Source organism: uncultured Mucilaginibacter sp., from assembly GCF_913773635.1.
GTDB lineage: Bacteria > Bacteroidota > Bacteroidia > Sphingobacteriales > Sphingobacteriaceae > Mucilaginibacter.
Genome location: NZ_CAJYGQ010000005.1, coordinates 278,051 through 292,385, shown reverse-complemented (window position 1 = coordinate 292,385; position 14,335 = coordinate 278,051). Strand labels below are relative to the sequence as shown.

Below are 14,335 nucleotides of genomic sequence, written 5' to 3'. Positions count from 1 at the left end.
TTTACACTTTGTAAGGTGCAGGCACTGGTAGTTATTATTTTAAAAAGTCTTCGTCTTTGATATCGTCTTTTATAAACTTTTTACCGGTTTCTAAAATTTTGCCAAGTAAGCCAAAACGGCGCTCGTCGGTATACTTTGCTTTCTGCACTTTTACTTCGGGTTGTACCGAGGTAAGGGTATCGTACTCCATGCGCTGTATGCCTTTAATTAACAAGCCAATACCTGTTGCAAAAGTAGGGCTTTGCAGCTCTTCATATATTCCTTTAGGCAAAGTCTCGTTTTTAGCCAAATGCTCATTTGGGTAACCAGTACGGCAATCTAAACCGGTAACATACTCCACAAGTTGTGACAGGTGCTTAAGCTGCGCGCCGCCACCCGTAATTACTATACCGGCTATCAGTTTCTTTTCGTAACCCGATGATTTAATTTCGTAATAAACGTGCTCGATAATTTCTTCAATACGTGCCTGAATAATGTAAGCCAGGTTTTTTACAGAAATTTCTTTTGGTTCGCGGCCACGCAAGCCAGGTACGCAAACAATTTCATTCTCCTTGTTCTCGTCAGCCAACGCTGAGCCAAATCTTACTTTCAGTTGCTCGGCAATGTTGCGCATTACTGAACAGCCTTCGCGTATATCTTCGGTAATGCTGTTGCCACCAAAAGGAATTACGGCAGTGTGGCGAATAATACCTTCATGGAAAATAGCTACGTCTGTTGTACCACCGCCAATATCAACCAGCACTACACCAGCCTCTTTCTCTTCATCGCTCAAAACAGCTTCTGAAGATGCAAGTGGCTCCAGTATCAATTCCTGGCTTTCAAGCTGGGCCTTGGTAACACACTTAACAATATTTTTTATTGCAGTTACCTGTCCTGATATGATATGGAAATTTGCCTCAAGCCTCACCCCCGACATCCCGATCGGGTCTTTAATACCAGGCTCGTTATCTACCGTAAACTCCTGCGGTAATACATGAATAATTTCTTCGCCCGGAGGCATTACCAGGTTGTACATATCCTCAATCAGCTTGTCAATATCCTTGCGGCCAATTTCGGTGTTTAAATCGCGGCGGGTAATAAGGCCGCGGTGTTGCAGGCTTTTAATATGCTGCCCTGCTATGCCAACATTCACAATACGTATTTCAACGTTTGATTGTGAACCGGCAACATCAACGGCAACATTTATACCCTGCACAGTTTTGTCAATATTTGATACCATACCACGGGTAACCCCGGCCGATTCGGCCTTACCGATACCCAGTACCTCTATCTTTCCGTTTTTGCTCCTGCGTCCAACTATTGCGCATATTTTAGTTGTACCAATGTCCAACCCTACAACAATTGGCGAGCTCTTCTCTTGTGGTATGCTTTTTTCCATAACTTATTAAAATTGGGATGTTGTATCTCTTAAAATTTCCTTTTTCTTTATCGATGAATCGGCTTTTGAGGGCGCAATTTTTTTAACGGTTGAACTATCAGCCAGGCTGGTTTCACTTTTTACACCAACTACCTGGTTGGTATACTTTACGTTGATAGCTTTATATTTATTCCAGCCAACCTGTGGCATAGCCTGCTTGTAAAAAATCTCAAGGTTATGAAACTTCCTGTCAAGCGAATCGGCATTGCCGAGTAAAATACGGTGATTACCTACACGCGGTATAAGTTGCATCTCATGGTTTTGATCAACATATATCTGTGCTATCTGGGCATTCCATAGCGTATCTTTCCTTATAAAGTTTGCGGTAGCAAACAGGTCTTTAGCCAGCCTTGTGTGCAATGTATCCAACCTATTGGCAAACAACTCATCGATAAAGCCATTGGCAGCCAAAACCTGGGCAGTAAAATTGTTAGACAGCGGTACTTTAACGCCGTGCTGATCTATATAGAAATCCTGATCGAAACGGTTCAAAATGCGTAAAATAGGGTGACGTTGACTGATTTCTACTCTAATCAATCCGTCCATATCGGCATAAACTTCTGCTGATTCAATAAATGAATTTCGCTGCAATTTGTTTTCAAGATCATGTATATTGATCTGATCAATTTTACGGCCTACAAGCGTGTTACTGCTTACTCCTAAAATGTTGTCTACCTCGGCCTGATCAATAAAGTATTCATTGCCCGGAATGTAAACCTTAACCCCTGCACAAACCACACCCGCTTGCTTTACGCCAATGAAACTCATAAGCACAATTAAACCGGTAAGACTTACAACCCAGGCAAACCCGATACCTATTTTTTTCCAAAGCAGTTTACTCCCTATATTCATGACTGTAAAGCTTGTTTTAAGGGTTCAACTAACTGGTCAATATCTCCGGCACCAACGGTTAATAACAATTCGGGCTGTTGGCTTTGTACGTAGTCAACAACATCTTGTTTGCTTAAAAGCTGTTTATTATTCAGCTGCATTTTGCTTAATATCAAAGCCGAATTAACGCCTGCTATAGGCAATTCCCTTGCCGGGTAAATGTCAAGCATCAGCAGCTCATCGGCCATATCAAGTGCCCCGGCAAAGCCGTCGGCAAAATCACGGGTACGCGTAAACAAATGCGGCTGAAATATCACGGTAAGCTTACGCTCAGGGTATAGTTTTTTCACTGATGTAATAGCTGCCTTCAACTCCTCAGGATGATGGGCGTAATCATCAATATAAACGCTACCGGCACCCTTAACTATGTATTCAAACCTGCGTTTAACGCCTTTGAAAGAAGCAAGTGCAGCCTTCGCGTCGGCAGGGCTTACATCCATTAACAATGCAACCTGTATAGCGGCAACTGCATTTTCAATATTGTGTATTCCCGGAATGCCCATTTCAATGTCTTTGATAATGGTATCACCACTTTCAAAGTCAAAATAAAAGCTACCGTTTTTAACGTGTATGTTGGTACCAACCGCATCTGCCGCTTCGGCACCTATGGTGTAGCTGATACGTGTGTGCGTTAATGGCAACCCTTGCTTAGCTATTAACTTACCGCCTGCTTTTATTTGCGAGGCAAACATTTTAAACGATTCGGTCAGATGCTCATGATTGCCATAAATATCCAAATGATCGGCATCCATTGACGTAATTACGGCAACATCGGGGTGCAGGGTTAAAAATGACCGGTCGTACTCATCGGCCTCAACCACTACAATATTTGATTTGCCGTACAGTACATTACTGTTATAGTTTGATGCTATACCGCCTAAGAATGCACTGCAATCTTTACCAGCCTCGGTAAGTATGTGTGTAATAAGGCTTGATGTGGTGGTTTTACCATGTGTACCTGCCACAGCCACCGTAAACATGCTTTGACTTATAATGCCTAATACCTGCGAACGCTTATACAATTCAAACCCCGCCGAGCGGAAATGATTAAGCACGGCAGAATCCTTGGGGATAGCCGGAGTATAAATAATTAACGTTTTATCATCAGGCTTGTTAAAGGCCGACGGGATAAGACTTACATCATCCATAAAAATGATAGCCATACCCTCGTTTTGCAAAGCATCAGTTAACGGCGTTGGTGTTTTGTCGTAACCGCAAACAGCGCATCCCAAATGATTAAAATAACGGGCAAGGCCACTCATGCCTATGCCGCCTATTCCAATCAGGTAAACCTGTCTTATGTTACTTAACTCCATCATTTTTACTTGTACCTTCAAATCTCATTTGTCATTTCAATCCAGGAAATATCTTTTTAAAAGCATTAGGCTATCAATTCAAAAAGATTCCTCACTATCGTTTACGATGACAGCTTATTTAAATTTTGTTATTCTCTTTTATTATTTCAACTACATGCTGAGCAATCACTTCATCGGCATTAGGCAGAGCCAGTTGGCTGATATTTTTGCTTAGCTTATTTTGTTCTTCTTTGTTCTTCAATAATTCCAATGCCTGCGGCACCAATTTCACAGGCGCATTGGCATCTGTTATAAACATGGCTGCATTGTTTTGCACAAGCGCCAATGCGTTCTTGGTTTGGTGATCTTCGGCCACGTTTGGCGACGGCACCAGTATTACAGGTTTGCCCACAATGCATAACTCAGCAATGGTACCGGCCCCTGCACGTGATATGATTACATCGGCAGCAGCGTAGGCTAAATCCATACGGTTCAAAAACTCCAGTATGCGTATGTTAGGATGATAATTTTCGCCCAACCGTTCCATTATACCCTTATAGTAAACTTTACCGGTTTGCCATATAAGTTGCACATCGGCCGCTATCAATTTATCTAATCCGGCAAGTACACTGTTGTTTAAAGTGCGTGCGCCTAAACTTCCACCCGTAACCAAAATAGTTTTCTTATTAGGCGAAAGCTGGAAGTTGTGCAAGGCTTCTTCTTCCCGGCCTTCAATATCAACTGATGCACGGCGTACAGGGTTGCCCGTTTTCACAATTTTTGAAGCCGGAAAAAATCTGTCCATTTCATCAAAGGCCACGCAAATTTTGCGGGCTTTTTTACTTAGCCATTTATTGGTGATACCCGCGTACGAGTTTTGTTCTTGTATAAGCGTAGGTACACCTTTTAATGATGCGGCATACAACAACGGACCTGATGCATAACCACCCACGCCAACAGCAGCATCGGGCCCAAAATCTTTAATAATTTTGGCAGCCTTACTAATACTGTTAATTAGCTTAATGGGGAAAAACACGTTTTTCCATACGGCTTTACGCTGTATGCCCTGTATATCGAGCCCTATGATTTTATAGCCGGCCGCCGGAACCTTTTCCATCTCCATGCGGCCATTGGCTCCTACAAACAATATCTCTGTATTAGGAGCAAGTTGCTTTAACGCATTGGCAATAGCAACCGCCGGGAATATGTGACCACCCGTACCACCACCACTAATGATGATGCGAAGCGGACGCCTCCCCTGTCCCGCAACGGGAAGCTGATTTTCGGTGCTATTTGCTTGCTCGTTTAACATTGTTTTATCTACTATATTATTACTGACTCTTTACTCTTGACTTTCTCTTAAGCTACTTCCAGTATTTCTCCAACCACTACTTTTTTTGCGCCTTCCTTACCACCAGCACCCTTAAGCGCTTCGTTTTCATCAATATGGCGGCTTACCGATAGTATGATACCAAACGCAACGCTGGTAAATAAAATAGATGTACCACCCATACTAACCAACGGTAATGGCACACCCGTAACCGGGCCTAAACCTACCGCTACAGCCATGTTTGCAAACGCCTGAATAGTTAAGCTAAAGCTCAACCCGGCGGCTAGCAATGCACCAAAGGCTTTAGGGGCTTTGGTTACAATTTTAATGCACCGGTATAGCAAAAACAGGTATATTACAATAATGAATAAACCACCTATAAGGCCATACTCTTCTACTATGGTTGCATAAATAAAATCGGAGTATGGGTGAGGCAAAAAGTTACGCTCAGTACTGTTACCTGGTCCCTTGCCGGCTACGCCACCCGTTGCGATGGCGATTTTTGCATGGTCGCTTTGAAATGATTTATCTTTATCTACCTTTTCGGGGTGTAAAAATGTATTAACACGTGACATGTAAGTTGCACGGCGCGGACCTAAAAATATAACCCCGGCCAACAATACTGCACCTGCCAAACAAACCACCGCAATTTGCTTCACGCTTATGCGGCCAATTATGAGCAGCAATATGCTTACACCAAAAAGCATCAAAGCTGTTGATAAGTTAGCCAGCGCAATCAAAATAAACACCACACAAACCGACCCCATGATTGGGATAAACGATTGCTTAACGTCCTTTATATTTTCCTGTTTGCGCGATAGTGTACGTGCCAGGTAAGTAATTAGGGCAAGTTTAGCCAAATCGGAAGTTTGGAAAGTTAAGCCGGTACCTGGTATAGCTATCCAGCGGCTTGCATCATTTACATGGCTACCAAAAGCTAAAGTGTAAAACAGCAAAGGAATAGTTACCACCATAAGCATTTTTGATATGCCGGCGTAATACCGGTAATCGAGCTTATGTGCTATATACATCAACGCAACACCGCCCACCATCATAAAAAAGTGCTTAATCAAGATAGATTCGGTACCCACGCCACGCTTATACGCAAGCGTACCAGTTGAGCTGTATACAGCCAGCATTGATATTACGCAAAGCATAATAACGATGAGCCATATCCACCTGTCGCCTTTGGTTTTACTTAGTATCCTATGCATTACCTTTAATTTTACAATATCACTAACTACTTCCTGAATCAAATTCAGCAAACTCCAATTACAGTTCCATTACTGCCTGCTTAAACTGATCGCCGCGATCTTCATAGTTTTTGAAAAGGTCGAAGCTTGCACAAGCCGGAGATAGTAAAACAGTATCACCTTTTGTAGCCAAATTATAAGCTGCAGCAACTGCCTCTTTAGCCGATGCTGTATTGACTATTGTTTTTACATCATCGCTGAAAGCTTCATGAATGCGAGCGTTTTCAGTACCCATGCATACGATAGCTTTTACTTTACTTTTTATAAGAGATGTTAATTCGTTATAATCATTTCCTTTGTCAACGCCACCCAGTATAAGTACTACCTTTTCGTTAGGCATACCTTCAAGTGCATACCATGTTGAGTTAACATTAGTTGCCTTTGAATCGTTAATGAACCTGATACCGGCAATATCAGCCACGTGCTCTAAACGGTGAGGTACGTTTCTGAAGTTGCCCATGCTTTCACGGATATCCCCGTTCCGCAATTCTAATACCTTCGACACAATTCCGGACGCCATTGAATTGTAGATGTTGTGTTTACCTTGTAAAGCAAGTTTGGTGATAGTCATTTCGAAATGATTATTTGGTGTATTTATGGTTAGTTCTTCGCCATTGAGGTATGCACCTAAAGGCAATGTTTTTTGTATACTAAATGGTAATAGTTGTGCATCAAAAGTGCGTTGCTCCATCCCTTTAAGGGTTTCAGCATCATCGGCACAATAAATAAAATAATCGGCCGCAGTTTGATTTTGCGTTATGCGAAACTTACTGTCAGCATAATTTTGCAGCTTATAATCATAGCGGTCAAGATGATCGGGCGTAATATTCAATAAGACGGCAATGTTTACCCTGAACTTATACATGTCATCAAGCATAAAGCTGCTCAACTCCAATACATAATGATCATAGCTTTCGGTAGCTACCTGGTAAGCAAAACTCTTACCTATATTGCCCGCCAACCCTACATTTAAACCAGCGTTTTTAAGTATATGATAGGTAAGACTGCTAGTGGTAGTTTTACCATTTGAACCTGTAATACCAATGATGTTTGCTTTGGTGTACCTGCCGGCAAATTCAATCTCTGATATTACGGGAGTTCCTTTGGTACGCAATGCTTTTACAATAGCTGCTTTTTCTGGTATTCCAGGGCTTTTTATAACTTCAACTGCCGATAAAATTTCACTTTCGGTATGTTGCTTTTCCTCAAAGCGAATGTTCCACTCTTCAAGCTGAGCCTTATATTTATCCGCAATAGCGCCGAAATCTGAAACAAACACATCATACCCCTGCTGCCTGGCGAGGTAGGCTGCCCCAACACCGCTTTCGCCGGCACCGAGAATAACAAGCCTCTCTCCAGCCATCTCCAAAGAGGGAGCAGTTTGGTTTGATATGTTATTAGTTTCGTTCATTTATCTTTTAATCTTCTTGCTATCGTCTTTTTGTCTTGGCTCTTGTTCTTACCTTTTGGTTCTATCTTAACTTTAGCGTTATTACCGTTATAATGGCCAGCATAATTCCGATGATCCAAAAACGGGTTACAATTTTTGCCTCATGAAAGCCACGCTTTTGATAATGATGATGCAGCGGAGCCATTAAAAAAATACGACGCCCCTCGCCAAAGCGCTTCTTGGTAAACTTAAACCAGCCCACCTGCATCAGCACAGATGCATTTTCAATTACAAAAACGCCACATAACAAAGGCAGCATTAACTCCTTTCGTATCAATATGGCAAACACGGCTATAATACCTCCTATGGCCAAACTGCCGGTATCGCCCATAAAAACCTGAGCAGGAAATGAGTTGTACCATAAAAAGCCAACACAGGCACCTACAAACGCTCCGGCAAAAATTACCAGTTCGCCTGAATTAGGCAGGTACATAATGCTCAGGTAATCGGCAATTACAACGTTACCCGATACGTAAGCCAATACTGCCAGTGTAACACCTATAATTGCAGAGGTACCGGTGGCCAGGCCATCAATACCATCGGTTATATTAGCACCGTTTGATATAAAGGTTATGATCATGATAACGAAGAACATGAACACCAACAGTGTCCAGCGTTCATAATCGCCACCCATAAACTTTAATACCTTGCCGTAATCAAACTCATTGTTTTTATAAAACGGCATAGTGGTTTTAGTAGACTTTATATCCTGCGTGTAAACAGGCAATCCGTTTTTAAGGTGATAGCTTACCGGTGCATCATACTTAACGGGAAGCTTAACTTCCTGACGCATTTTTATACCTGTGTTTGACCACATTGTCCAGCCAATGATGATTGATAAACCAACCTGGCCAACAATTTTAAATTTACCGGCTAAACCTTCTTTGTTCTTTTTAAATACTTTAATGTAATCATCCAAAAAGCCAATAGCGCCCAACCAAACTGTAGTAACCAGCATCAGTATTACGTACACATTATCTAACCGGGCAAATAATAAGGTTGGTACGAGTATACCCAGCAAAATAATGATACCGCCCATGGTTGGCGTACCTGCTTTTTGCATCTGGCCTTCCAAGCCCAGGTTGCGTACGGTTTCACCAACTTGTTTAAAGCGTAAATAATCAATTAGCCTGCGCCCCCAAACGGTAGTAACCAGCAACGACACAATAACAGCCATGGCCATACGAAACGTAAGATATTGAAATACACCCGCGCCAGGAATATTGTAGTTACGATCCAGATAAGTAAATAAGTAATAGAGCATCGGCTGGTTTTTTATTGAGTTATTTAGGTTACTGGTTCTCTTTATTAATAATTGCTGTTATAGTTTTGAAAATGCGTTTAGAAGTTCTTCTTTATCATCGAAGTGGTTTTTTACACCGTTTATTTCCTGGTACTTTTCATGTCCCTTTCCGGCTAACACTATAATATCTCCGGGTTGAGCCAGATGTACCGCTGTTTTAATGGCTTCCCGGCGGTCAGCTATACTTATTGTTTTGCGCTGATTGCCTGGGTCAACTCCGGCCTCCATATCTTTAATAATTTGGGCAGGATCTTCTGTGCGTGGGTTGTCAGAGGTAAGTATTACTTTGTCGCTCCAGTCGCAGGCTGTTTTTGCCATTACGGGGCGCTTTGTTTTATCTCTGTCGCCTCCGCAGCCTATAACAGTTATCACCTTTTCGGTTCCTTTGCGTATGTCGTGCACGGTGCTCAAAACATTTTGCACGGCATCAGGCGTATGGGCATAATCAACAATACCAATAACCTTGTTAGGTGCTATTGAATAATCAAACCGACCTTCCGCTCCTGATAATTTGCTTAAGCTGGTTAATACGGCACTTTTTTCCTGACCTAGCAATATAGCCGCTGCATACACTGCCAATAAATTGTAAGCATTAAAGCTGCCTACCATTTTAAACCACACTTCGTCTCCGTCAACATTCAACAAAAGGCCGCCAAACTGATTCTCCAGAACCTTTACCTTAAAATCGGCCATGTTTTTAAGGCCATATGTTTTTTTAGAGGCTTTGGTATTTTGCAGCATTACGTTACCATTGCGGTCATCAACGTTGGTTAAAGCAAATGCACCTTTAGGCAAGGCATCAAAAAACCCTTTTTTGGCCTTTAAATAGCTATCAAAGGTTTTATGGTAATCTAGATGATCATGCGTAAGGTTTGAAAATATGCCGCCGGCAAAAGTCAACCCATCAATGCGGTGTTGTGCAACAGCATGTGAGCTTACTTCCATAAAGCAGTAATCACAGCTTTGCGCCACCATATCATCAAGTAAGGCATTAAGCGCAACCGGATCGGGCGTGGTATGAGTAGAAGGTATTACCTTACCATTTATCTGATTCTCTACCGTTGAAAGCAAACCACATTTGTAACCTAAATCACGAAACAACTGGTATAGCAAAGTTGCCGTAGTAGTTTTCCCGTTTGTACCGGTAACTCCAACAAGTTTTATTTTTTTGGATGGATTGCCGTAAAAGTTAGACGCCAGTAAACCCAACGCTTCGGCAGAGTTTTGTACCATTAAAAAGTCTGCAGCTTCGGCGGTATGACCCGGCAAATCTTCACAAACTATGGCTACGGCACCATCTTTAATGGCTTGCTCTATATAATCATGACCATCAACATGGGTACCGCGCACTGCAACAAACAATGCACCGGGTACAACCTTACGCGAGTCGAACACTACCGCAGTAATCTCAACATCGGCGCTGCCCTGCAATTCGGTAAAGGCTAAGCCTTCAATTATTTCGCTTAAATATCTCATTGCAGTTCAATGGTTACGCGTGATCCTTTAGGAATAATACTGCCACCCGTTACCGACTGGCGCGCTACTACTCCGCATCCTCTTACAGTTGTTTTATATCCTGCATTACCTAATGCATAAAGCGCATCACTCAAACCCATTCCTGTTACGGCGGGTACAGTGCCACGTTTGTATTTTACTTCCTGCGGAGCCAAACCATTACTGGTATCAACCGAACGCGATGCGTTTGATGCATATAGCGGTTTAACTCCTAGTTTGCCATACACCTGCTGCAGGGCTTTAATGTTTCCGTGCTTAACCTCAGGTAGCTGCGTGTTGCCAACTAAGCGGGTTACAGGAGCCTGGTCCATCTGTAAATCGCTCGAGTATACTTTATCAGCAATTTCCCTGAAAACCGGACCAGCAACCGCTGCACCGTAATAGCCGTTCTTAGGATCATTGATAACCACTATGAGCGAGTATTTGGGCTTATCGGCCGGAAAATAACCTGCAAATGAGGCCTGGTATTGACGGCGGGCTTTATAACCTTTGTTTGCATCGGCCACTTGTGCAGTACCTGATTTACCGGCAACTCTGTACAATGGGTTATAAATGATGCCTTTACCCGTACCTTCGGTAATTACTCCTTCCATCATTTCCTGCATTTTCTTCAGGGTTTTTTCGGAGCATATTTTATCGTTAACAACACGAGCCGAAAACTGCTCGATGGGGTTACCCAGTCTGCGAATTTCGCGCACAAAAATTGGCGCTACATACTTGCCGTTATTGGCTATGGCATTGTAAAACGACAACATTTTAAGCGGCGTCAAATTCATCTCATAGCCGTAGGCCATTTGAGGCAACGACATATTCTTGTTCCAGCTTTTGCTTTTAGGATTTTTTACCACCGGCTGAGCTTCGCCCGGTATTTGCAAACCCAGCTTTTCATTCAACTTCCAATCGTAAAGATGGTCGGTAAACTTCGATTGGTTTTGCTTATAATACTTATCAACTAAATAGGCAACCGCGGCGTTTGATGACTCTTCAAACGCCTTTTTTACGGTCACCACTCCAATGCTTCCATGCGAATCTTTAATGATGTGGCCACGAATAGGATATGTGCCCGTACCTACAAGGGTGTTGGTATCAACATACTTATCTTCAAGCAGCGCCATATAAGATGCTATTTTAAATGTAGAGCCGGGATCCTGGTTACCGGCAATAGCATAATTGAATTTCTCTTTGTATTCGCCGTCGGCAACCTTGCTATAATTTGCTACAGCGCGTATTTCACCGGTTGATACCTCCATTAATATGGCGGCGCCGTGGTCGGCATTACTTTTAATGAGCTGCTTAAGCAACGCGTTTTGCGTAACGTCTTGAAAATTTACGTCAATGGTTGATATAATATCTGCACCTTCTTTTGGGGCAATCTCATTATCGGGGTTAACCGGCATCCAAACACTGCCTGCAATACGCTGCATTAAACGCTTACCACTTTCGCCTTCAATATAATCAGCATATGCACCCTCTAAACCTACAGGGTTTTTGATGTTTTCGTTTTTATAACCAATGGTACGTGCCGCAAGCGAGCGATAAGGAAGAATACGCTTATTTTGCTGCACCACAATTAAACCACCTTTATAACGGCCCATGTTAAAAATGGGGAACTTGCGTATTTTCTTCAGATCCTGGTAAGATACGCGCCTGCGAACCAACTGGTAACGGCGCTTTTCGCGGCGTGCCTCACGCAAAGCGCGTGAGTAATCACCGGCTGATTTATCGCCAAAGAAGGCCGACATTTTATAAGCCAGTGAATCTACCTTATCATAAAACACCTTATCATCTTCAATGCCCCCGGCAAGCATATCCATATGCAGCTCATACTCAGGCACTGAGGTTGCAAGCAAGCTACCGTCAACGGCAAAAATGTTACCCCTTGCAGCATCAACGTTAACGTACTTTACAGAAAGACTATCGGCCATGTTGCGCCACTTTTTACCCTGCGCAAATTGTAAATGACACAGCTTAAAAAACACAGCAAACGCCAGTACCACTATTAGCCCAAAGGCCAGGTACACACGCAACAATATGTTAGTCCTGATATTCATTTTTCAACCTCCGTATTATCGGTTAACTTTTGTGGTGGCTCAACAGCTTCACTTATACCCAGGGTATCCACACGCTTGGCCACTTCTGTAAGCGTGCTGTGGTAAGCCATCTCGGCTTTGGTAGTTTTATAATCCCAGCTTAATTCCTTTACTTCTTTACTTAGTTTATCAATGTCACGTATATTATTTTCGGCAAATTGCCTGTTACCTATGTACACCATACCCAGCAATGCCAAAAAGAAAACAAATGGCAAAGCACGGGTAACATCCTCGGTAGATATTACTCCTTTACTGATAAGGTTAGTAAAAAAGTTTTCCGGGTTTTCTTTAGCCGGTATCTCCTTTACCACAATCTCCTTCTCAGCTTCTTCTTCCTGAATTTCTGTACGTAAACGGTTGCTCATTTTTTTACAGCTATTCTTAATTTGGCACTACGCGCCCTGTTATTCTCCTTTATTTCTTCTTCGGTAGCGGTTATTGCGCCGCGGCTTACAGCCTCCAGCGGTTTTTGGTCATTACCGTAAAAATCTTTTTCTACCTCGCCACTGAATTTGCCTTTAGCAATGAAGTTTTTAACCAGCCTGTCTTCCAGCGAATGGTAAGACATAACTACCAACCTGCCCCCTGTTGCCAGCACATCGGCTGATTGCTGCAGGAAATCTTTCAATACCTCCAGCTCCTGGTTTACCTCAATGCGCAACGCCTGAAACACCTGCGCCAGGTACTTATGTTCTTTGCCACGGGGAATTAATCCCGTAATTGTATTTTTTAAATCGGCCACTGTACTCAGCTGACCATTAAGCCTACCTGTTACAATAGTTTTTGCCAGCGATTTTGCATTCTGAATTTCACCGTAAATACCAAAAATGCGGTGTAATTCAGCCTCGCTATACGTATTTACCACCTGCTTGGCGGTAAGCTCCGATTGCTGATTCATGCGCATATCCAGCTCGGCATCAAACCTTATTGAAAATCCACGCTCTGCCTCATCAAACTGATGCGACGATACACCCAAATCGGCCAGTATACCATCAACCTTTGTTGCACCATGCAGGCGGCAAAAGTTTTTGAGATACCTGAAATTCTGATCAACAAACACAAAGCGCTTGTCATCAATTTTATTACGCTGTGCATCAGCATCCTGGTCAAAAGCTATTAACTTTCCGTTTTCACCCAAGTGCTTCATTATTTCACGCGAGTGACCGCCACCGCCAAAGGTTACATCAACGTAAGTTCCGTTTGGCTTAATATTCAAAGCCTCGATGCACTCCTGCAGCATTACCGGGTTATGATAATTACTCATCTCCCCTCCTTCCTAAACCACCCATCACCTCCTCGGCCAGGTTGGCAAAGTTTTCAGGGGCGCTATCCATCTGCTCATCATATGCAGTTTGATCCCAAACCTCAATTTTATTAAACTGGCAAGACAACACCACTTCAGTACCTATACCCGCGTATTCAGTGAGCGCCTTTGGCAATAGTACCCTACCCGATGCATCAAGGGATAATTCGGTAGCTCCACGGGTGAAATACCGGATAAACTCACGGGTTTTTTTCTCGTACTGATTAAGCTTACTCAGGTCATCAACTATCTTATCCCACTCCTTACGAGTATAGATTACCAGGTGCTTTTCAAAGCCACGGTTGATCACAAGGCCCTCTTTATCAGCTTCTGGAAGCTGTTTCTTGAGGCCCGCCGGGATCATCATCCGCCCTTTGGCATCCAGTTTACAATCAAATTCTCCTAAAAAATGAGACATGCAGGGTCTTATCCTAATTTTCAGATGTAAAAGTAACACAGAATTTCCACTTCCTCCCACTTTTTCCCAC

12 protein-coding genes are annotated in these 14,335 nt (G+C 42.8%); all 12 read right to left on the bottom strand.

Going from position 1 to position 14,335, the window contains the following annotated elements; all coding sequences use genetic code 11:
• Positions 1 to 34 precede the first annotated feature (34 nt).
• Complete coding sequence (gene ftsA / locus QZ407_RS04985) at positions 35 to 1,378, bottom strand: cell division protein FtsA (RefSeq protein WP_157539889.1); 1,344 nt, start codon at positions 1,376 to 1,378, stop codon at positions 35 to 37.
• A gap of 6 nt (positions 1,379 to 1,384) precedes the next feature.
• Entirely contained in the window at positions 1,385 to 2,269 is an 885-nt protein-coding gene (locus QZ407_RS04980) for a cell division protein FtsQ (RefSeq protein ID WP_295768201.1), read from the bottom strand.
• Positions 2,266 to 3,624 carry a UDP-N-acetylmuramate--L-alanine ligase gene (gene murC / locus QZ407_RS04975; RefSeq protein WP_295768365.1) on the bottom strand — a complete coding sequence of 453 codons (1,359 nt, stop codon included), beginning with the start codon at positions 3,622 to 3,624 and terminating at the stop codon, positions 2,266 to 2,268. Before murC ends, QZ407_RS04980 begins: the two co-directional genes overlap by 4 nt.
• Before the next feature lie 118 nt (positions 3,625 to 3,742).
• Entirely contained in the window at positions 3,743 to 4,915 is a 1,173-nt protein-coding gene (murG, locus tag QZ407_RS04970) for an undecaprenyldiphospho-muramoylpentapeptide beta-N-acetylglucosaminyltransferase (RefSeq protein WP_295768199.1), read from the bottom strand.
• A 47-nt stretch (positions 4,916 to 4,962) separates the two neighbouring features.
• The gene (locus tag QZ407_RS04965; protein ID WP_157539892.1) at positions 4,963 to 6,147 is read right to left on the bottom strand and encodes a putative peptidoglycan glycosyltransferase FtsW; all 1,185 of its coding nucleotides are present in this window, start codon (positions 6,145 to 6,147) and stop codon (positions 4,963 to 4,965) included.
• Between the two features lie 58 nt (positions 6,148 to 6,205).
• Positions 6,206 to 7,597, bottom strand: coding sequence for a UDP-N-acetylmuramoyl-L-alanine--D-glutamate ligase (gene murD / locus QZ407_RS04960; RefSeq protein ID WP_295768197.1), 1,392 nt, complete (start codon positions 7,595 to 7,597; stop codon positions 6,206 to 6,208).
• A 61-nt stretch (positions 7,598 to 7,658) separates the two neighbouring features.
• A complete protein-coding gene (gene mraY, locus QZ407_RS04955) occupies positions 7,659 to 8,900 on the bottom strand; it encodes a phospho-N-acetylmuramoyl-pentapeptide-transferase (RefSeq protein WP_295768194.1) in 1,242 nt (413 codons plus the stop codon).
• Positions 8,901 to 8,957: 57 nt separating this feature from the next.
• Positions 8,958 to 10,415 (bottom strand): UDP-N-acetylmuramoyl-L-alanyl-D-glutamate--2,6-diaminopimelate ligase, encoded by a 1,458-nt coding sequence (locus tag QZ407_RS04950; protein ID WP_295768191.1) that lies wholly within the window; start codon positions 10,413 to 10,415, stop codon positions 8,958 to 8,960.
• Positions 10,412 to 12,505 carry a penicillin-binding protein gene (locus QZ407_RS04945; protein ID WP_295768187.1) on the bottom strand — a complete coding sequence of 698 codons (2,094 nt, stop codon included), beginning with the start codon at positions 12,503 to 12,505 and terminating at the stop codon, positions 10,412 to 10,414. Before QZ407_RS04945 ends, QZ407_RS04950 begins: the two co-directional genes overlap by 4 nt.
• Positions 12,502 to 12,909, bottom strand: coding sequence for an FtsL-like putative cell division protein (locus tag QZ407_RS04940; RefSeq protein WP_157539896.1), 408 nt, complete (start codon positions 12,907 to 12,909; stop codon positions 12,502 to 12,504). The genes QZ407_RS04945 and QZ407_RS04940 overlap by 4 nt, the downstream gene beginning before the upstream one ends.
• Complete coding sequence (gene rsmH / locus QZ407_RS04935; protein ID WP_295768182.1) at positions 12,906 to 13,808, bottom strand: 16S rRNA (cytosine(1402)-N(4))-methyltransferase RsmH; 903 nt, start codon at positions 13,806 to 13,808, stop codon at positions 12,906 to 12,908. The genes QZ407_RS04940 and rsmH overlap by 4 nt, the downstream gene beginning before the upstream one ends.
• Entirely contained in the window at positions 13,801 to 14,265 is a 465-nt protein-coding gene (gene mraZ, locus QZ407_RS04930; RefSeq protein ID WP_295768178.1) for a division/cell wall cluster transcriptional repressor MraZ, read from the bottom strand. The genes rsmH and mraZ overlap by 8 nt, the downstream gene beginning before the upstream one ends.
• Between the last annotated feature and the right edge of the window lie 70 nt (positions 14,266 to 14,335).

Excerpts from the sequence above, each read along its gene's own strand:
- ftsA (WP_157539889.1), bottom strand. The coding sequence starts at position 1,378 with ATGGAAAAAAGCATACCACAAGAGAAGAGCTCGCCAATTGTTGTAGGG.
- QZ407_RS04980 (WP_295768201.1), bottom strand. The coding sequence starts at position 2,269 with ATGAATATAGGGAGTAAACTGCTTTGGAAAAAAATAGGTATCGGGTTT.
- murC (WP_295768365.1), bottom strand. The coding sequence starts at position 3,624 with ATGGAGTTAAGTAACATAAGACAGGTTTACCTGATTGGAATAGGCGGC.
- murG (WP_295768199.1), bottom strand. The coding sequence starts at position 4,915 with ATGTTAAACGAGCAAGCAAATAGCACCGAAAATCAGCTTCCCGTTGCG.
- QZ407_RS04965 (WP_157539892.1), bottom strand. The coding sequence starts at position 6,147 with ATGCATAGGATACTAAGTAAAACCAAAGGCGACAGGTGGATATGGCTC.
- murD (WP_295768197.1), bottom strand. The coding sequence starts at position 7,597 with ATGAACGAAACTAATAACATATCAAACCAAACTGCTCCCTCTTTGGAG.
- mraY (WP_295768194.1), bottom strand. The coding sequence starts at position 8,900 with ATGCTCTATTACTTATTTACTTATCTGGATCGTAACTACAATATTCCT.
- QZ407_RS04950 (WP_295768191.1), bottom strand. The coding sequence starts at position 10,415 with ATGAGATATTTAAGCGAAATAATTGAAGGCTTAGCCTTTACCGAATTG.
- QZ407_RS04945 (WP_295768187.1), bottom strand. The coding sequence starts at position 12,505 with ATGAATATCAGGACTAACATATTGTTGCGTGTGTACCTGGCCTTTGGG.
- QZ407_RS04940 (WP_157539896.1), bottom strand. The coding sequence starts at position 12,909 with ATGAGCAACCGTTTACGTACAGAAATTCAGGAAGAAGAAGCTGAGAAG.
- rsmH (WP_295768182.1), bottom strand. The coding sequence starts at position 13,808 with ATGAGTAATTATCATAACCCGGTAATGCTGCAGGAGTGCATCGAGGCT.
- mraZ (WP_295768178.1), bottom strand. The coding sequence starts at position 14,265 with ATGTCTCATTTTTTAGGAGAATTTGATTGTAAACTGGATGCCAAAGGG.